Below are 19,391 nucleotides of genomic sequence, written 5' to 3' on the forward strand. Positions count from 1 at the left end.
GTCGCGGTCCCAAACGCGGATTTTGTCACGGTAATTCAGGCTGATGGTTCCTCAGTTCGGTCGATGTCTATTAGACCTCTCCAGAAAAGATTTTTGCTCAGCTTGTAGTAAGGAGCCATTATTTTGGCAATTATTGGAGATGTATATTTTTGACACTCCCATCGCTAAAAGCGAGGGTCTTCACCCCGACATTTGAGATGAATATATTAACCAATTTTTTAAAGATTCTGGGAAAGAGATTCTTTGTCTAGCGGTGGGATCGATGCAGACATGGCGGGTTTTCGCTTTTCCCACCATGATTTCAGTCAAATAAATTTTATACTGCAATTCAAACTCGTTTTCGCTCAGGGATCGAGCAGTGAAATCAATCTGTATGCGATCACCACAAAAAAGAGGCCGAAAAAACTGGATTTCCGCTTGAGTAATCGGTAGGGCAACCGGAGAATCTTTAAAAAAATCCTTGATATTGATGCCAAATTGTGCTAAAGAAAACTCGTAGGCTTCATGACAGATCGAGAGAAGATGGGCAAAGTAAACCACACCGGCCGCATCGGTATCGGCCAGATAAATTAGGCGTTCATAGGGCATAAAAAGCTTATTGTCTTTCCAGAAAGGTTAAACTATCTTGTAGTTGTCTTAACTCGTCCCGATGGGCTTTGACAGTTAATTCCGTTTGCTGAGATTTGCTTTCCACTTTAAAAGCCACTTCTTCTAAACGGCCGACTTTTTGCCAATAGAAAACACCCGCGAGGGGAGATAAACCCACAAGAGCAAAAATATAGGGATTAGTATCAGGAAATAACACCGATAACACCAGTGAGAAGCAAAATAAACCCAAGGCCGCCAAAATTGTCAAAAATATCGCTAGAAAGGGGCTGGGCGGCACAAACCCCTGTAATCTGACAATATTCTGTTCGGGTTCGATCGCCTTGACTTGATAGGAACGTCGGTCAAAATAATCTCGCAGTTGTTCTAATAGTTGGTCGTCACTGGTACTGGTAAGATAGACACGCTGTTCGATGCGCTCTTTGACGGAACCGCGAATAAAAAAGAATAATCCCACCATGAGCAGGAGAGTCAGAAAAAAAGTTGAGGAAAGAACGGGGGTATCCATGGCGGCGGTTGGGAGCAAAAAAACTTACAATTAATCCTAATTATCCTAACCTATCTTCTCCCCCGATTTAGAAGATAGACCCTAGGAGCAAAACCTCGATCGAGAATCAGAAAAATTTAACCCCAAGGCAGATTCATGGGCAACAATCTATTAACAGGATTAATCGAACCCTTACAGTATAGTTTCATGCAGAGATCCCTAATTGAAGCTATCATCGTCGGGATCATTTGTGCGGTGGTGGGAACCTACCTAATGGTACAACGTTTGGCCCTCTTGGGCGATGCCATCAGTCACTCGGTCTTACCCGGATTAGCGATCGCTTTTATTGGTAATTTTAATCTGCTACTGGGTGCTTTACTAGCCTCAATGGTCAGTACCCTACTGATTAACTTGATCCGTAATCGTTCCCCAATCAAAGAAGATGCGGCCATGGGTATTGTTTTCTCGGCTTTTTTTGCCCTTGGCATCACCCTGATCACTCTCATCCAAAAAAACAACAAAATTGACCTTAATCACTTTCTCTTCGGCAATATTCTGGGTGTTACTGCTGCCGACATCCGCGATACCCTAATTATTGCCGTTATCGTTTTATTAACCGTTTTGCTCCTGTATAAAGAACTATTATTCTACACTTTCGACAAAATCGGGGCGCAAGCGGCGGGTTTACCAGTAAATTTGTTAGATTTAGGCTTAATGCTCCTGATCGGTCTGACAATCGTTGCTAGTCTCCAAGCGGTGGGAGTAATCCTCGTTTTGTCCCTTTTGATTACCCCCGCAGCCACTGCTTATCTTTTAGTTACCCGTCTCCATCAGGTCATGGGTGTGGGTGTGGGTGTGGGTATTATTTCTAGTATCAGTGGGATGTATTTAAGTTATTACTGGAATTTACCCTCTGGACCGGCGATCGTGCTTGTCGCTTTTACCCTATTTATGTTGGCCTTTTTATTCAGTCCCCGTCAAGGAATTTTCACTCATCCCGCTAGTCTAGGTGGTCAACTTTCTATCTGGGTAGAGATAAAAAATTTGTTGAGAAGACGTTAGTTTGCAGGAGAAGGTGGGAGTGACCAAAAAAAGCCGACGGCCGAGATAACTGCGATAATTTGCCAGATTTTTCGAGGCTCTTACTCTGATATTGTGTTGATTTCATCGTTTCATATTGTACTTAAGCGACATACCAGACCACAGCATTAGGTTAATTCTTCCCCACAAGAATCTGATATTGGAAAATAGCCATTTGACCTCTTGTATTGGGTAGCTCTTGGATTCATTAGCCTGTACAGCTAGTCTCCGCTAATTTCTACCAATGTCTCACCAGCAGCTAAAAGTTCTAAAGCCCTGGGTAAAGTCTCACTCAAGATTTCACGCAACCGGGCATTAGAGGTGTTGCCACAAGTCAGCCAAATAATTTGTGGGGGCGAACCAAGTCGCTCAACTAAATCTACAAAATCGCTGTCTTTGGTCATTAGGATAGCTCTTTGAGCTTTTGCAACCTGAAAGATTTCAGTATCTTCAGCATCTCTCAGTCCAAGATCACGCAAAGCCACAGCTTCAATCTCAAGTGTAGTGCTAATCTAGGTTGCAATTGCAGGAGACAAATGTGCGTCAACCCAAATTGTCATGCCACTAAAACCGGGTGATTAAGCTTCCGCGAGGCATATAAAAGCGCTGCTTTCAAATCATCGGCCTCAAGATCAGGCATTTCATCTAGAATTTCTCTCGCGCTTAAACCTGCCGCGAATAGATCTAACACATCTGATACCCGGATTCTCATTCCTCGAATACAGGCACGACCACCGCACTGCCGAGGATTAACTGTAATTCTTGAAAGCAATTCCGCCATTACAAGGTAGCTCTTACGATCTTTACCTTTATTGTGAACTAGAGTGCTAAAAGTTTCAACAAAATAGGGTAGGCATAGCCCACCCTGTCAATTATGAAAAATTTTGACATCCTCACCGCCGGGGCCGGACGATGATTCCTCACCACACCACCTTTTTGGATATGATCAATTTATTCTCGCACATCTAGAAGTTTAAGCCATGTCACTCGCTGAGTTAATTCCTCTGGTCAACAATCTGAGCCAGTCAGACAAATTATCACTCTTTAAACTCCTGGCCACACAAATCCCAGACGCTGAACTACAAGTCATCTTCTCCGCATCAGAGTACCCAATTTGGTGGCCCTACGACGCAACAGCAGCAGCAAACATCCTGGGGCAGATGATTCAGGATGACCAAGGGGCATCTGCTCATGCCTAGTACAGTTGAGTTTCCCTTTTCTGAGGATGAAGCATTACCGACAATTCCTATTATTCTCAGTATCGTGCTTTTGTTTAGTATTGATAGAGAAAAGTAATGCTAATTTTTTTGGAAAATTAGTCAGCCTATCATTATAACATATAATTAATTTGCAAGAGTTCTAGTTAACTTGGTTAGGGCTATGGATTTATTAAAAAATCGGTTTGTGCAGTCGTTGGGAGTCGGGGCGTTTTTTTACCTCCTAATGCTTTCCTTAAATTGGGTAGTGTTGTTCACCCTGAGAATTCTTGAATCTTTTTCTAGTTGGTATCGATACCGCGCCGCTCCCTATTCCTTCCAGATCAGTATCGGGGTGACGCTGGCCTATTTGCTGATCACGGCCGTCTTGAGTAGCCGGCGTGATTAGTAGTAAAACGTAGGGTGCGTTAGACGGCAAAAATTGCTGCTGTGACTCGAAGGTGACAATCCGTCGTAACGCACCACCTCTCATCAACACCTACTCGTACCGGCGATTACGTTTGCGGATAATCCAGAGGATAAACCAGATAACCAGGACAAGTAGAGCTATTTTTGAGACGGGAGCCAGATATTCTTCCACAAGGGGGTAATTCTTCCCTAAAAAGTAACCTGCTGCCGTTAAAAAAACGACCCAGAGGGTCGTGCCGATGGTGGAGTAAACTAAAAAGGGAATCATCGCCATGTGATTCATTCCGGCGGGTAGGGAAATCAAAGTTCGTACTCCGGGGACCAAACGACAGAGTAAAACCGCTTTGCTACCGTGACGGTTAAACCATTGATTGGCTTTTTGAATATCTTTAGCGGAAACGGTAATCCATTTGCCGTATTTATCGGCTAGTTTTTCGATTTTTTCCTCATCCACAACCCGACCGAGATAATACCAAGGTAGCGCTCCGATGACCGTACCAAAAATCCCCGCTACGACTGCCGGAATAAATTCCATTTGTCCCTCATGGACGGTAAAACCCGCCAGGGGCATAATTAATTCCGAGGGAATGGGAGGAAAAAGATTCTCTAAAAACATTAATAGGGCTATGCCTAAATAGCCCATAGAAGTCATTGTATTTGTAATCCATTCAGTCATAATTTTTTAGGATTTAGAAAACAGTTTTAAAGTAAAAAAAGGAGATTGGAGAAGTATTTTTAGTTAACAGTAAAATGATAACTGATAACTGATAACTGATATTAGGTTCCGGAAGTCCAGGAGTTGATATATTCTAATTGGGCTTCGGTGAGGGTATCGATTTCAATCCCCATGGCTTGCAGTTTCAAACGGGCGATTTCTTGGTCTAATTCGTAGGGAATCGAGTAGATACCGGGGGCCAATTTACCCTTATTTTTAACCAAATATTCTACACCGATCGCCTGGTTAGCGAAACTCATATCCATAACGGCACTAGGATGACCTTCGGCGGCGGCGAGGTTAACTAGGCGACCTTCACCGATAACAACGACGGATTTACCGCTTTTTAGTCTATATTGTTGGGTAAAGTTGCGAACTTCCTTAACATTATCGGCTTTTGCGCCTAAAGCTTGCAGGTCGATTTCAATATCAAAGTGACCGGAGTTGGAAACAATCGCCCCATCTTTCATCAGGTCGAAATGTTCGGCCCGGATAACGTGCTTGTTACCAGTGACAGTGATGAAGATATCGCCTTCTTTAGCGGCTTCATCCATGGGCATAACCCGGAAACCGTCCATCGCTGCTTCAATGGCCCGCACGGCGTTGATTTCGGTGACAATTACATTAGAGCCTAAACCTTTGGCCCGCATAGCCACACCTTTACCACACCAACCATAACCAGCCACAACCACCGTTTTACCGGCGAGGAGGATATTGGTGGCGCGAATGATACCATCAAGGGTAGATTGACCTGTACCGTAGCGATTATCAAAGAAATGCTTGGTTTCTGCGTCGTTAACGTTCATTGCGGGGAAGGATAATACCCCGGCTTTGAGCATGGCTTGCAAACGGACGATACCGGTGGTAGTTTCTTCGGTAGTACCGATAATGTCGGGTAATTGGTGACTTCTTTCTTTAACTAGGGTGGCTACCACATCACAACCATCATCGATGATAATCTGGGGTTTATGATCGAGGGCGATTTGAACGTGACGGTGATAGGTGTCGTTATCTTCCCCTTTGATTGCATAAACGGGGATGCCGTAATCAGCGACTAAACAAGCGGCCACATCATCCTGGGTGGAAAGGGGATTACTAGCAATTAGTAACGCATCGGCGCCACCGGCTTTGAGTGCGATGGCCAAATTAGCGGTTTCGGTGGTAACGTGACAGCAAGCGACTAAACGCAGTCCAGCAAAGGGTTTTTCGATGGCGTAACGTTCGGCTAATTGACGCAAAACTGGCATTTCCCGACCGGCCCATTCGATGCGCTGTTTGCCGATGGGGGCTAAACTAATATCTTTAATGTCGTATTTCTGTTGAACTGGTGTTGCTACCATAAGGGGTTTTCCTTAAATACAAGCCTTGGCTATTGGTTAATTTAACTTAACATTGTCCGGGGATTTTGGCCAATGTCAAGCTTTTCACTGGTTTTTTATATAGGAAAAAGTTATCAATCCCTCGCTGACCTATCCAGAACTCAGTACATTGTCTCTATTTTGGGTAATTATATAGTATAAATAAACTATTGCGGTAGCTCAATTAAGCTAGAAATCTCTATCTGGTGATGATAAGATAAACCGATGGGCGAGAAACTGACAGGCGTTAATCCCAAGATAATCCAGTGGGCAAGAGAAAGGGCGACATATTCTCTTGAGTCTGTGGCGGTCAAGTTTAAAAAAGATGTTTCTGTTATCGAGAAATGGGAGCCAGGAGAGGACTTTCCTGCTTATAGTCAATTGGAAAAGTTAGCAGAAATATATAAACGTCCTCTCGCTTTATTCTTTTTCCGAGAACCTCCCCTAGAAGCGGAGGAAAAACAAGAATTTAGAACTTTGCCAGACTTTGAAATCGAAAATTTGGCCGCCGATACTATCTATGCTTTACGACAAGCAAAAGCGTCGAGTTCGTTTTCATCCTTTAACTACCAGCATAGAAGACAGTGGTTATCTCATAACTCACCATTAAGATAACTGCTATAAGTATCGTCCGGGGTTTGACTCGGTGTCAAAACAAGTTTCAGCTAATTTAATTAAAGTGGTTCGATTAATCTTCCCTTGGGGACTTTTTGGTATCTCTGGTAATTTTATCCAATGTTTCGGCAGTTTATAATTGACTAATTTATCTTTAATCTGGGATTGAATAATTGTCTGGCATATCTGAGAGTTGACGGGTACATAAAAAGCCACAATTACCTGTCCCCATCGAGAATCTGGCAATCCTAAAACCACCACATCTTTAACTAAATTAGTTTGTCTAATGGCAGTTTCTACCTCAAAAGGATAAACATTTTCTCCTCCAGTAATTATTTTTTGACTATCGCGGCCAATGATATATAAATAACCACTTTCATCCAAGTAACCTAAATCATCGGTCTCGAAGTAGCTTGCTTGATTAAGATGGGGATAATAACCTAAAAATAAAGATTTCGCTTCAATAATAATTTTCTGGTTATCGGGATTAATTTTTATCTGAGCATGGGGTAATAGCTGTCCACTACTATTATTGCCTCGTCGAAAATCTTCTGGTTTAAGAGTGACAATTTGTGAGGCAGTTTCTGTCATTCCATAGGTGGGAGATAGGGAAATATTATATTCTCTAGCTTTTTCTAATAAAGATGGCCATGCAGGGGAACCTCCTAGTAAAACTGTTTTAAAATTGGCTAACCATCGAGGATCATTTTCTAGAAAAAATTGTAATTGAGTGGGGACTAAGGAGATAAAATAATCTTGAAGATTGAGAGTATTTATGCGCTTTTGCTTGATTTTATGGTAAGGAATAACAGCAAAATCTCCCCCTGTTAAAAAACTTCTTAGAAACTGCATTAAACCACTAACATGATATAAGGGCAGTAGGCAAAAAGAGTTAACCTGCTTGACTTGAAAATATTCAGAAAAACCTTTGACAGAAGCAGTTAAAGTTAACCAGTTATGGATAGCAAAGCGAATTTTTCCCGATGTTCCTCCCGTGGGTATCATCAGAGAATTAGTCCCAGGATTGACAGGAGGAGAATTATAGTTAAAAACCTTGATATTTTCGCCAAAAATATAATCGGGTCGCATCAGAGAGAAAACCTGTTCCCATTCGTTATTTTTCCAGTCGGGATTAGCTAAAAATAGGCAACTTTTGACCCTGACGGCAGCCAAGAATATCGCTAAGAATTTAAGGGGATTGCCTTCGGACAGAAGTAGAGTTAATCGAGGATTATCTGCGGCGATAAATTGCCGAGAATAGGACTGATATAATTGATAAAATTTCTGGCTATTGTATCCATATAACCAATCTTTTTGACTGAGATATGCTAATTGTTCGCTGATGTCGTCCACAGTTTTTCCAACCAATCGGGGTCACTATTATTAAACCATTGTTGCACACCAAAACCTAAAGCTCGCTCCTTTCTGGGGTATTCTTGTGCTAGACGTAGAGCGGATTTTCTGCCGATATTAGTTTCTAAAACCGAGGAAAATACTAAATCTAAGGGATATTTTCTCCAAAGATTTCTTAACCCTTGTATTGAACCAGTAATAGCAGGTTTAATCACAAAAATTCCTCGCCATCCCCGTTGATAACATTCCTCTATTTGTCGAAGATTGGCTACGGATTCATCTAAAGCAATCCCTGTGGTAAAATCTTGACTTAATTGCAACATTTCTAACCATTGAGACGGGGGTAAAGGTTGTTCGATAAATTCAATTATTTTAGATTCATCGGCAATTTTTAACCAGATTTTACCCTCAGTAATACTTAATCCCCCATTGGCATCTAAACGCAATTTAATTTTCCTGGGTAATCGGGTAATTAATTTTTCAAATAAGTTTAACTCTTGCTTGAGAGAATTGACTCCAATTTTCCATTTATAAGTATTAGTTTGATTGGTGGCTAAAATATCATCCAGACAGGGAAATACTGCCGCACCAGTGGGCAATAAATAACTATACTTTTTCGGTTCTAATTCTCTTGATTGATTTTCTATACTTAAATCTTCTAAAGCTGATTCAAAGGCAAATTGACAAGCGGGAAATTGTTCAGGAATAGAAAAAATTGAATTTATTGATAGGGGATTTTTGAGACTTTGACAGCATAATATTGCTGCCGATAATGTTTCTGAACCAAATTCAGGTAAAGGAGCAATTTCTCCCCATCCAATACGTCCATCTTCAGCTTCTAAGCGAATAATAATTCCTTGCCTAATTTGCCAGAGTCCGTGATGGGTTTGTAGGGGACGCAGCAAAGGACGCTGATAAACACGAAATTGCCAGAAATACATGATTAACTATAAGTAGTCGTGAAAAATTAATTTCCTAGTCGAGACAGGAGACCTTTCAGTGATCAGTAAACAGTAATCAGTGAAAGGCTGCATCTCAATTTTATAGAAATATCTATATCATATTTTGGGCTTGTAGGGACGAATTGCATTCACCCTCTTTTAATAACTTCTGCTGCTGATTATAAGTGGGAGAAAGTCTCACAGATGAGATGCACTCGATAAATATTGACTATATCGCCATATTTTTGCTTCTTTTTTGAGGTTTTGTTCTGTTCGACTCAATTGCTCAATACTTCATCGACAAGCAAATGGGAAACCATGTTACTTTTTCTCCAACTTTCTCGGACTCCTGTGGAATTTTTTGGGAAAACTTTGATTCAGTTTTTTCGTAATTCGCCCTAGGGTGGCTCTACTGACTTTAATCTCTGTCTTTTCATAGAGTAAGTTAGATAATTCTTGCAGGGTTGCATCCCTGTTAGCTTCGATGATTTCGACAAGAATTACTAATTGCTCACTATTTAACTTGCTTGGGGGACTGCCTCCCTGGGGACGAGGACGGATATCTCCAGTTTCTTGATATTGTTTCAATAACTTTTGAATAAAGCTTTTGGCCACATTAAATCTCTTGGCTAGTTCTCGAATAGAAATTTTTTCTTTTTCCCAGACATCGATAATTTTTTGGCGAAAATCTACTGAATAGGGTCTCATGTCTGCTCTGTCCCGCAATTATTTGTCTATTTGCCTTCTATTGTACCTCATGGCTCCAATAATTGCCATATTTTCAATGGTAGCGATCAATCTTTGTGTCCTTTGTGTTTTTGTGGTTCGTTCCATTCGCTCCCCCGCAGGACTGTATCTTAGAATACATTCAAACCCAAGAGAGCCATCAGCTTTTTTCTCCCTACTCCCCCTAACCCCCAACCCCGATTTAGATAAAAAAAACTGGAGCGAGCGCTTTTCGCTACCCCAGTGCTGTCACGGAATTCAATTCTGTATCTAAATTAACACATTATTGGCAGCAAGCATGATTAAGGAAATTGGAAATTTTTCCAAAAGGGGCTTGTAAGGGCTGTAACCTTTACTAACAGGGGATTTCAAGCCTGATAAGGCCAAAGTTTTTGGAGTCTATCCTCGAAAATTAAACTTCGGCCCTGAGATGTTCCCCCAGATGAACGGTTTTCACCCATTTCAAACGTTTAGGACGCAAAGCCATCCGCAGGCTGACACTGGGAATAATAATAAACCAGTGCATCATATAAATCATGCCGCGAAGGGTTTGAGCAAGGATGTCCAAACCGAGAGCAAAAGTCAATTTTTTACCCCTATTAACCCGGATTAATCCTGTCACCATCCCCCAGAGAGAAAGGGAAAGAGCCAAACCAGTTAAAGGAGTTAAAATCGGAGCTTGATGCTGGGTAATAGTGATTAAAAGATCGGGAATAGCGGCCGCAGGTAAGATATATTGAACGAGCAAAAAAGCAATTAAATCAAACTTTTTCGGCCAAGGCATGGGAGACTTTAAAATTGCTTTCCAATAGTCGAGATAACGCTGAAAACCACCTTCGGCCCAACGATTGCGCTGATGCCATAAAGCGATCGCGGTTTTCACCCCTTCTTCCGCTACTGCGGGAAAATTTAAGATATTAATTTTCCAATTATCGATATGGAGACGAATAGTTAAATCAAGATCGTCGGTGATCGTTTGTTCATTCCAACCCCCGCAACGATTTAAGGCACTACGACGGACAAATTGACCATTTCCGCGCAATTCTCCGATCCCTCCCACCGCGATCCGTTGCTGTTGGAAACAGCTATCAAAGATCATTTCTACCGCTTGTCCTTTTGTCCAGAAGTTTTCGTCGGCATTGGCGATCGCTTTTCGCACCTGTACCGCACCCACTTCTTGATCGTCGAACATCGGGACCACATGACGCAGTAAATCGGAGGATAATCCCGCATCGGCATCGAATACGCCAATAATTTCCCCGTTAGTCAGGGATAAAACCTGATTCAAGGCACCGGATTTGCCACCTCCGGCATTAGCAGGACGATGGAGAATTTGTAATTGGGGATATTCTAAAGCAAGGCGATCGAGAATCGCACCGGTGTTATCGGTACTATAGTCATCGACGATCCAAACTTCTAATTTATCTTGGGGATAGTCTAGATGACAGAGATAATTAACCAGTTTCGTGATTACGGTTTCTTCATTTTTGGCCGCTACTAAGAGAGAAACCCTGGGGACAGAGGCTAAATCCTTATCTAGTAAAGGAATTGGCGGCGTTTCTGGTTTGGTGAACAGCAGCCGCAAAGCTTGCCCCGATAGTACCATAGTTAGGGCGATAATTGCCCAATAACCCCAACTCAGCCAATGAAGTCCGATAATTATTGTCCAGATCGCCATGAGGCTAAAAGCCGCTTTCTGTCTGCGTCCCGATCGGCCTTGAAAAATTTCGCTTCTAAATTCGTCCTCCTCGTCTTCGGGATCGGACCAGTCAGATAGGAGGGAACCAATCGGGTCTAATTCTTCGTTATCATCCTCTCGCGACCAATAATTTTCTGCCATAATCGACTCAGGTTAAGTACTGTTCAAGTAGACGCTTGTTTCTTGCTTTATCTTACCGAAAATTGTTAAAATTTTTAACAGAATCTTAAGTTTTTTCGGGAAATAAACCCTAGTTTTTCAAGCTATTGGCTTTTTTTTCCCTATAAATGCGCTTTTTCGGCTAAGATTGCTTTGTTTACATTCGTTGAGAAAAATTTAACATTTATCCCTTATGTCAAACCTGCTCCTCTGTGTCGGACTGATTTGTGGCTCAATTATTTGGGTGGAGATCGTGCGTGATTGCTATCATGCTCTGGCCCACCATTGGCAGCCCCTTTATCGTCTGCACGTCTGGCATCATCGGGTTTTTCGTCCCGATCTGTCGGTAATGAGCGAGGAAATTTATCGTCGGGCGCACTGGTACAATGATGTACCGGAGGCCTTGGTCATGTTGGCTGCAAGTGTTTTACCTGTACTATTGGCCTACTTTTGGGGGTTCGATCGCCCTTGGTTGGGTTGGTTAGGCTCCCTTTATACTTTGGCTTTTCTCAGTACGGCGATCGGTCGAGGTTTAGGTATCGCCAATCTGGAGGAATTAACCGATTTAACCCATCGTCCGGGGCAATTTGAGAGTTTCCCCGCTCAATGGCGCGTTAATCGTACCTACCACTGGCGACACCATTTTGATAACCAAAAGGCTTATTATTGTGGAACTTTCACCTTTATGGATAAATTGATGGGGACGGCACTTTCTCTCAAAGGCAAAACGATCGCCATTACCGGAGCGAATGGAACCTTAGGGCGATCGCTGTTAAAGTACCTACAACTGAAGGGAGCCAAGGTGATCGCGCTCACTTCCGGGGAGAATGCGATCGCTATTGAAATTAACGGCGAATCAGTCCCTGTAAAAACCGTAAAATGGCAAATCGGTGAAGAAACGCAACTTGAGGACCTATTTAAGTCTGTAGATATACTGATTTTAAATCATGGCGTTAATGTCCACGGCCAAAGAACCCCAGAAGCGATCGAATTAGCCTACGAAGTGAATACTTTTTCCGTCTGGCGTTTAATGGAATTATTCTTCAAAACTGTCCGCACTAACGAGCAAATTGCCCGCAAGGAAGTCTGGGTGAATACCTCGGAAGCGGAGGTTAATCCTGCCTTTAGCCCCCTCTACGAACTCAGTAAACGGGCGATCGGTGATATGATTACCCTGCGTCGTTTAGATGCCCCCTGTGTGGTGAGAAAGCTAATTCTTGGCCCTTTTAAGAGTAATTTAAATCCTGTGGGTATTATGTCCGCCGATTGGGTGGCTAAACAGATTATCAAGGCGGTACAGAGGGATAGCCGCAATATTATTATTACTATTAATCCCTTGACTTTTATCACCTTTCCAATTAAAGAATTCTCTGTTTCTACTTACTTAAAACTATTTACTCGTTCCCCCAAAAATCAGGAAAACCCCTAACTATTTATCCTTCATCCGGTATCAAGACTATTTTTCCGCGCACTCTTTCCGATTCACTATAATTATGAGCTGCTGCCACCTGGGAAAAAGTATAGGTGCGATCGATTCTAACAGTTAATTTTCCCGATTTGATCGCTTCTTTGAGAAATTGCCAGTCGGACGCTTGTGCTTGAGCAAAAAATATCACTTTCCCTTTTTGTGGCAACCAAGCACCGAGATAATTTAGGAGGATAATTCCTGGATTTGGTAGGGTGGTTATATAGGTGCCTTGGGGTTTTAAAAGCTGACGACAGTGCCAAAAAGAAGACTTAGCCACAGCATCGAAGATTATATCATATTTCTGCTCAGTTTTTCTCCAATCTTCTTGGGTATAATCGATAACTTTATCGGCTCCTAAAGAGGTGACATAATCGATATTTTTACTACTACAAACTCCATCTACTTGTGCGGAGAAAATTTTTCCTATCTGCACGGCAAAGCTACCCACTCCTCCCGATGCACCATTAACTAAAATCCGATTTCCTGCTTGAATACCGCCAAAATCGCGCAAGACTTGCAAAGCGGTAGAAGCGGCTAAAGGAGTGGCGGCAGCTTCAATAAAACTCTGATTATGCGGTTTTTTAACTAATAGGGAAGCGGGAATAATTGCATATTCAGCATAGGTTCTACCGGGTAATTGATTGACAAAACCAAAAACCTCATCTCCGATCTGAAATTGTTCCACCTGACTACCTTTTTCAACGATAATTCCCCCATAATCAAAACCTAATTGCAGGGGAAATTTATTACCTGTGGCTATTTTGAGCATTCCCCGACGAATCTTCCAATCAATCGGATTAATTCCCGCTGCCATAATCTTAATTAAGACTTCTTTTTCTTGGGGAATTGGCTTTTCTATTTCGGTGTATTGGAGAACATTACTATCGCCATAGCGATTAATGATAATAGCTTTCATAATTAAGAAAAAAGTTGATAAAATAGTAAGGGAGCAAAAGTAATGACCAAGAGAACAAAAATCCAAACTCGTCCCGCTAAAAGATTATAATCTTGACCTAATCTTGACCAAGAGTGACCAGCGATAAAATGGCCAAATAGAAACTCAAAACCCACTGTTAATACTAACCAAATTAAACCGATAGTAATTGCTTGACCAGACGATTCTAGACTCCAAAAATAAACAAGAGTGCCAATATAAAGACTAAAAAAGAGGATTCCTGTCAGGGTAGAAATTTGATGAGCGCGTAGTTCATCGAGATATTTTCCGTAGGTGGTTTCTCGGAGGATACCGTTACTAATTCCTATTAAGACCATCGGGAGCCATGCGACAATGTAGCGACTAATCATAGCTGTTGGTTTAGAACTCGCTCTAATTGGATTATATACTGCAGCTGCCCTTGGCAAAGGCTGCATCTCAATTTGGTCGAAATATCTAGATGACATTTTGGGCGCACGCAGTGCGCCCCTACCATTGGCGCAATAATATTATTTATTGTAGAGGCGAATTGCCTTCGCCCTCTTTGAATAACTTCTGCTTAAAAACGGATTTGCGGTTAAAAAGGGAAAAAAGGCGTGTAAAAGGACTGACATTTATAAATACAGTGTATTTGTAAGAGGTTTACACGCCCGGACAGCTTTAAACATCCGCTTTCAATCTATCATCCCCCATTAGCACCAATATAGATGTAATCTTGATCCTATTCTGACTATGATATGTATCAACAAATAGTGACGGGTTAGGACAGAACAGGGAGGTGACAGTAGGGTAAATTGTTAATTTTTTTGGGGATTTAGCTACATTATCCGAAAAATGTCACACTAGAGGTAGGGGATCGTCAGCGATCAATCATCAGCTTTCGGCAATTTTTGACTATTTCCCCGGGGTATTGCTGGCAGCCGATGGGAAAAAAGATTAACTTCAACCCTGAAGTTGTCTGCTATCGAGGAGGCTAATTCTATGAATAATACGGAAACACTCTCAGTCGATCGGGATACCAACAAACTCTATAATAAAATTCTCGTGGCTGTGGATTATCAAGATGTCACTCCAGAGGTGTTGGATGCGGCTATTCTCTTAGCGAAAACCTACGCTAGTGAGTTGCGGATTATTTATAGTCTGTCCAAACCTTTGACCCCCTACACGGAAACTTTTATTTATGGTAATCTGATCGGTTATGGTGGCGGTTATCCCTCCGATATGATCGCCTTAGAACAACAAATCACCGAAGAAATGCAAGCGGAATTACAAGCTTGGTTAAACGGTTTAGTCGATCGAGCTAAGGAAGATAATATCACGGCCCAGGCTGATTATTATATCGGTGATCCGGGGCAGAAAATTTGTCAAGTTGCCCAGCAAGAGGGGATGGATTTAATTATTGTTGGTCGTCACGGTCGCTCGGGTTTATCTGAGTTAATCTTGGGTAGTGTCAGTAATTATGTGGTACATCATGCTCCCTGTTCAGTTTTGGTAGTACATATCACTCATTAATTAGAAAGGGTTGAAATCCATTTTTTGCCGTCCATTGAATTGCCCCATCTCTCCCAGTCCAGTAAGTCTTAATACCGGCCTTTCTCAGTTGATTTCTGGCATTGCGGGAGAGATTGTTAGTGACAGCAATCGCTGTTTGTGGTCGAATGAACTCTAGCCATTGTTTATCTAGATTACTTCCCTGCCATAATAACACTAGCGGGTTGAGTTTTTGGGATAAATTAGCGGGAATTTTCGGGTTGACAATCCAGAGCCAAGATTGATTTTTTACCTGAAATTTAAATAAATTTTTCTCGATCAATTGTCCAGTAATTTCGCCGAGATTAAATTTTTCTAACCGGGATAAATTTAGAGTTTTTTGGATCGGTATATCCTCACTAATAGTTGAGAATTGCGCCGAATTATTGACAGTTATTGCCCCTTGTATTTGATTAATTCCCTCCTGTCGCAAAAAGGGCAAAACTGTATAACGTGCTGTTGCGGGTTCTTCCCCATTAATTAACAGAGTATTTCCTCGATTTTGAATAATGATTACTGGTTGCGATTTGGTGGCTAAAACTGTCACCTGAGTTAAAGTAAAATGTTGATAAATAATCGGTATTAAAATTACAGCGAGTATAAATAAACCGATTAAATGCCACCGTTGACGAAACCAGAGATTAAAGCAGATTAAGGTAAGGCAAATATAAATAATTAACATCACTCCTAAAGATAATTTACCTGTGGAGTAGGTACTAAAAGGAAGCAGACTAAAAAAGTTGGTAATTTGCAGTAATAACTCTAGAGGGTAATAGAGAATACTAGCGCTGATACTGCCCAAAGGGGGATAAATTAAACCTAAAAAAGCAGTAAAAACTCCTCCTAAACTAATTAGGGTAACTAGGGGGGTTGTGATAATATTAATGGGGATATTATAAAGAGCGATCGAGTTAAAGGTAAACATTAATAAAGGCATAGTCCAGAGAGTAGCAGCTAGACTAATAGCTATAGGTTCAGCGATTAAATTAGGGAAATAGTCGATTTTATTTTTCAGTAAAGGAACGGTAATAATTAATCCCAAAGTCGCTAAAAAACTTAACTGAAATCCTAAATCCCAAATCCAGAGAGGTTGCCATAATAATAGAATTGTAGCCGCTAGTAACAGGGAACCTAAACTATTAACTTGTCGATTATAAAGCAGACCGATTAATGCCCCAATTCCCATCAAAATCGCCCGCAGGACTGAAGGTTGTAACCCTGTTAAAGTACCGTAAATTATTAAGATAGTAAGGGCAATAATAAACTGTTGTTTGGGGGATAAATTGCGAGTAATAGTTAAAACAAATCCCAACAAAATAGCCACATGAAAGCCAGAAGCTGCTAAAATGTGAGCTAATCCAGTTTTAATAAATAAATCAGTGATTTTTGCTGGCAAATTAACTGCTTGTCGTCCGAGGGTAATCGAACTTAATAAAGTCCCTTTTTCTTGGCCTAGTCCTTGAATTTGTGCCTCAACAATGCGCTGACGAATCTGCCAAACTCCCCAAGTCGGTGACTTTTTATCGATAATTATTTCCCCTTTTAAACCAGCAAAAGCACCCCGAAGCGCTAGATAATTAGCAAAGTCAAAAGCATTGGGATTATTGGCACGACGGGGACGATACAGTAATCCTTTAACTGTTATTTCTTGTCCGGGATAAACCTGATTTTCTGCTAGATTTGGTAGAGTGACGTAGAGTTTACCTTCGGATTTTTCTGTGGGTAAATTCCTAAGGCTAAATTCTTTTACTTCTAACCAAAATTGTAAATTTTCTCGGCGATTAAGACGAAGTTCTGATATAATACTGCCCGTGATTTTAATAGAGTTAACTACATTATTTTTTAAAAGATGACTGATATCGTTTGCGCTGGGGTAAGGAGTACGAATTTCTAGATAAACAACGGCAAATATAGCTATTAATCCCGCTATCAGCCAAGTTTTTTTCGGGGGACTTTGCCACCAAAAACGACGGATAAAAGTTGTGGTTAACAGGGTAATTAGACTGATAATAACAATCCTAATTACCACTTCTTGCCATCGGTTTAACTGGGGACTAAAATCTAGCAGACCTGTAGATAATAATCCCAAAATATAGGCTAAACCAAGAATAACGCTATTAGGGCGATTCATAGAAATTTTTGTCAAAGAATTTCATAATTAGCGGGCATTATTTTTACATAAGTATCAGCGAAAATCGAGATTAAAAAGTAACTTAGCATAAACACTATGGGGATCGTTAAATGTAGGTAACTTCAATAATTCCTGCTGAAAATTTTGCCATTCCTGCGTCAAAGGGTGATTATTTTTAGTGAGAGGAGGAAGATAGGTTTGCAATAAATTAGAAAAAAGTTCTTCTTGCCAACTTTGCGAACGAGGATATTCTTGAAGACTCCAATCATCCCCTAATTTAGCTGTTTTGGCTGCGTATTGTACTGCCGCTTCTAGGCCACCTATTTGATCAACTAAACCAATTTTAACCGCATCTTTTCCCGTCCAGACGCGACCTTGAGCTACAGTTCTTACCTTATCTGGGGATAATTTTCGCCCCTTGGCCACCGTCTCGATAAATAAATCATAGAACCGATTAACTGCCGCTTGATAAATTTCTAATTCTTGGGGATTTTTCGGTCTGGTAATAGTAGATAGATCGGCTAATTGTCCAGTTTTCACCGTGTCCCAATCGATGCCATTATTATTAGCAATCTTCTGGATATTTAACAATAATCCAAACACACCGATCGAACCAGTAACTGTATCATTATCGGCAAAAATTCTTTGACCCCCCATGGCGATCCAATAACCCCCAGAAGCTGCCACATCACCCATAGAAATAATTACCGGTTTGGTCGCATCTAAACGCTTAATTTCCCGCAGAATCACCTCAGAAGCGGTGGCACTTCCCCCCGGACTATTAATCCGCAAAACTACCGCTTTCACCTCCTCCTTCCCCTGTAATTTTCGCAGTTCCTTCGCCAATTTATCCCCACCGATTTGGCCTCTATCTCCCTGACCTTCTACGATTGTCCCTTCTGCATAAACTATCGCTATTTGATTGCTACTATTTTCCTCCTCATCGAGAGAACTAGCATAATTAGCTAAAGAAATTTGCGAAAAAGAGCCAGAATTTTCCTCCTCATTAGTTTTATTTTTTGCTTCTCCTGTCAACTCTTTAGCCAAAACAATTACTCGATCTAAATAGGCCACTTCATCGACAAAACCCGCCTTTTTCGCCGTGGTTGCTTCCAGAATACCTTGAGTATCAGAAATAGTTTGCACCTGTTGGGGGGTTAAATTGCGACTTTTGGCCACTGTGGAACTATAATTAGACCAAATTGTATCGAGTAGGGTTTGCAGCTGCTGACGATTCTGGACACTTAAATCCTGACGCGTATAGGGTTCCACTGCACCTTTAAAAGAACCCACTTTTACCACTTGCACCCCCACACCATACTTTTCTAGTGCATCGGCAAAAAAGGTTTGTTGACTACTTAAACCATTAATTTCCATTCTCCCCACGGGATTAATAATCACCGTTTCAGCAACGGAAGCGAGATAATATTCCTTTTCCGTCCATTCCATATCGTAGGCGATAATTTTTTTACCCGATTGGCGAAATTTTGCCAAAGCTTGCCGCACTTCCGTCAGGGTAGCATAGCCATATTCACCGATATTGTCGCGACCATAGAGTAACAGACCGACAATGTTATCATCAAGGGCGGCCTTTTCGATCGCCGCTATCACCTGTCGCAAATTTAAAGTGGTCCTACTCTCACCGGTCAAACTATCGGCTAAACTGGAACTAGGGGGAGCATCGCTGATATTGGTGGCTAAGTTAAAAACTAAGACTGATTTTTCCTTAACTGAGGAGCTATCGCTAGAATTAAGCAAGGAAAGCAGTAAAAATGCTAACCCTCCCACACCTAGGGTCGAAAATGCCAATAATCCCAATAAAGTCCCCAAGCAACTAGCGAAAGTTTGTTTAAAAAACTGCCCCATCGGTTTTCATCTGCTACTAATTATCCTGTTTCCTATTGTAGGGATTCCCCGCCCAGAAACAAGTTTTTTATTTCCGAACGAATGTACTAAAGACTGAC

Annotated in this window: 18 protein-coding genes and 2 pseudogenes; 6 read left to right on the top strand and 14 right to left on the bottom strand. The window is 41.4% G+C overall.

The genetic code is table 11. The features are described from left to right. Positions 1-180 precede the first annotated feature (180 nt). Both IM473_RS04580 and IM473_RS04585 read right to left on the bottom strand, forming a co-directional pair. Positions 181-588 carry an acyl-CoA thioesterase gene (locus IM473_RS04580; RefSeq protein WP_287658840.1) on the bottom strand — a complete coding sequence of 136 codons (408 nt, stop codon included), beginning with the start codon at positions 586-588 and terminating at the stop codon, positions 181-183. A 7-nt stretch (positions 589-595) separates the two neighbouring features. Beyond that, the gene (locus IM473_RS04585; protein ID WP_002734244.1) at positions 596-1,114 is read right to left on the bottom strand and encodes a cofactor assembly of complex C subunit B; all 519 of its coding nucleotides are present in this window, start codon (positions 1,112-1,114) and stop codon (positions 596-598) included. Between the two features lie 135 nt (positions 1,115-1,249). Here IM473_RS04585 and IM473_RS04590 point away from each other — a divergent pair, with 135 nt between their 5' ends. Continuing rightward, on the top strand, positions 1,250-2,155 hold the full coding sequence (locus tag IM473_RS04590) for a metal ABC transporter permease (RefSeq protein WP_024969942.1): 906 nt from the start codon (positions 1,250-1,252) through the stop codon (positions 2,153-2,155). 239 nt (positions 2,156-2,394) lie between these two features. Here IM473_RS04590 and IM473_RS04595 read toward each other — a convergent pair whose 3' ends face one another. Both IM473_RS04595 and IM473_RS04600 read right to left on the bottom strand, forming a co-directional pair. Then, complete coding sequence (locus IM473_RS04595) at positions 2,395-2,658, bottom strand: DUF5615 family PIN-like protein (RefSeq protein WP_238560392.1); 264 nt, start codon at positions 2,656-2,658, stop codon at positions 2,395-2,397. Positions 2,659-2,729: 71 nt separating this feature from the next. Beyond that, entirely contained in the window at positions 2,730-2,954 is a 225-nt protein-coding gene (locus IM473_RS04600; RefSeq protein WP_002734651.1) for a DUF433 domain-containing protein, read from the bottom strand. Positions 2,955-3,553: 599 nt separating this feature from the next. On the opposite strand from IM473_RS04600, the gene IM473_RS04605 reads away from it, so the two are divergent. Beyond that, a complete protein-coding gene (locus IM473_RS04605) occupies positions 3,554-3,778 on the top strand; it encodes a hypothetical protein (RefSeq protein WP_002763361.1) in 225 nt (74 codons plus the stop codon). Between the two features lie 90 nt (positions 3,779-3,868). Here the strand turns inward: IM473_RS04605 and IM473_RS04610 are convergent, their stop codons facing one another. Then, positions 3,869-4,474 carry a DedA family protein gene (locus tag IM473_RS04610; RefSeq protein WP_002784839.1) on the bottom strand — a complete coding sequence of 202 codons (606 nt, stop codon included), beginning with the start codon at positions 4,472-4,474 and terminating at the stop codon, positions 3,869-3,871. Positions 4,475-4,575: 101 nt separating this feature from the next. Continuing rightward, a complete protein-coding gene (ahcY, locus tag IM473_RS04615; protein WP_002795864.1) occupies positions 4,576-5,853 on the bottom strand; it encodes an adenosylhomocysteinase in 1,278 nt (425 codons plus the stop codon). A 243-nt stretch (positions 5,854-6,096) separates the two neighbouring features. Here ahcY and IM473_RS04620 point away from each other — a divergent pair. Then, positions 6,097-6,414: pseudogene (locus IM473_RS04620) on the top strand (helix-turn-helix domain-containing protein); the annotation flags it as partial. Positions 6,415-6,489: 75 nt separating this feature from the next. Here the strand turns inward: IM473_RS04620 and IM473_RS04625 are convergent. The 3 genes and pseudogenes from IM473_RS04625 to IM473_RS04635 all read right to left on the bottom strand — a co-directional run. Continuing rightward, positions 6,490-7,839 (bottom strand): 2-succinylbenzoate--CoA ligase, encoded by a 1,350-nt coding sequence (locus tag IM473_RS04625; RefSeq protein ID WP_287658846.1) that lies wholly within the window; start codon positions 7,837-7,839, stop codon positions 6,490-6,492. Continuing rightward, a complete protein-coding gene (locus IM473_RS04630; protein WP_287658848.1) occupies positions 7,815-8,780 on the bottom strand; it encodes an o-succinylbenzoate synthase in 966 nt (321 codons plus the stop codon). The genes IM473_RS04625 and IM473_RS04630 overlap by 25 nt, the downstream gene beginning before the upstream one ends. 357 nt (positions 8,781-9,137) lie before the next feature. Beyond that, positions 9,138-9,488, bottom strand: a pseudogene (locus tag IM473_RS04635) (helix-turn-helix domain-containing protein); the annotation flags it as partial. A 49-nt stretch (positions 9,489-9,537) separates the two neighbouring features. On the opposite strand from IM473_RS04635, the gene IM473_RS22670 reads away from it, so the two are divergent. Further along, complete coding sequence (locus IM473_RS22670) at positions 9,538-9,780, top strand: hypothetical protein (RefSeq protein WP_407069729.1); 243 nt, start codon at positions 9,538-9,540, stop codon at positions 9,778-9,780. A gap of 138 nt (positions 9,781-9,918) precedes the next feature. Here IM473_RS22670 and IM473_RS04640 read toward each other — a convergent pair whose 3' ends face one another. Further along, positions 9,919-11,346 (bottom strand): glycosyltransferase family 2 protein, encoded by a 1,428-nt coding sequence (locus IM473_RS04640; protein ID WP_287658850.1) that lies wholly within the window; start codon positions 11,344-11,346, stop codon positions 9,919-9,921. Positions 11,347-11,557: 211 nt separating this feature from the next. On the opposite strand from IM473_RS04640, the gene IM473_RS04645 reads away from it, so the two are divergent. Further along, complete coding sequence (locus IM473_RS04645; RefSeq protein ID WP_287658851.1) at positions 11,558-12,793, top strand: bifunctional sterol desaturase/short chain dehydrogenase; 1,236 nt, start codon at positions 11,558-11,560, stop codon at positions 12,791-12,793. A gap of 4 nt (positions 12,794-12,797) precedes the next feature. On the opposite strand, the gene IM473_RS04650 is transcribed toward IM473_RS04645, so the two are convergent. Both IM473_RS04650 and IM473_RS04655 read right to left on the bottom strand, forming a co-directional pair. After that, entirely contained in the window at positions 12,798-13,748 is a 951-nt protein-coding gene (locus IM473_RS04650) for an NAD(P)-dependent alcohol dehydrogenase (protein WP_287658852.1), read from the bottom strand. Between the two features lie 2 nt (positions 13,749-13,750). Then, positions 13,751-14,137: a hypothetical protein gene (locus IM473_RS04655; protein ID WP_287658853.1), complete on the bottom strand. Its 387-nt coding sequence runs from the start codon at positions 14,135-14,137 to the stop codon at positions 13,751-13,753. A gap of 610 nt (positions 14,138-14,747) precedes the next feature. On the opposite strand from IM473_RS04655, the gene IM473_RS04660 reads away from it, so the two are divergent. Next, positions 14,748-15,278: a universal stress protein gene (locus IM473_RS04660; RefSeq protein WP_287658854.1), complete on the top strand. Its 531-nt coding sequence runs from the start codon at positions 14,748-14,750 to the stop codon at positions 15,276-15,278. Here the strand turns inward: IM473_RS04660 and IM473_RS04665 are convergent. Together IM473_RS04665 and sppA are read right to left on the bottom strand one after the other, a co-directional pair. Continuing rightward, positions 15,268-17,427: a ComEC/Rec2 family competence protein gene (locus IM473_RS04665; RefSeq protein ID WP_287658855.1), complete on the bottom strand. Its 2,160-nt coding sequence runs from the start codon at positions 17,425-17,427 to the stop codon at positions 15,268-15,270. The genes IM473_RS04660 and IM473_RS04665 overlap by 11 nt on opposite strands. Positions 17,428-17,481: 54 nt before the next feature. Then, the gene (gene sppA / locus IM473_RS04670; RefSeq protein ID WP_287658856.1) at positions 17,482-19,293 is read right to left on the bottom strand and encodes a signal peptide peptidase SppA; all 1,812 of its coding nucleotides are present in this window, start codon (positions 19,291-19,293) and stop codon (positions 17,482-17,484) included. Positions 19,294-19,391 lie beyond the last annotated feature (98 nt).

This window comes from Microcystis sp. M015S2 (assembly GCF_020245945.1).
Classification (GTDB): Bacteria; Cyanobacteriota; Cyanobacteriia; order Cyanobacteriales; family Microcystaceae; genus Microcystis.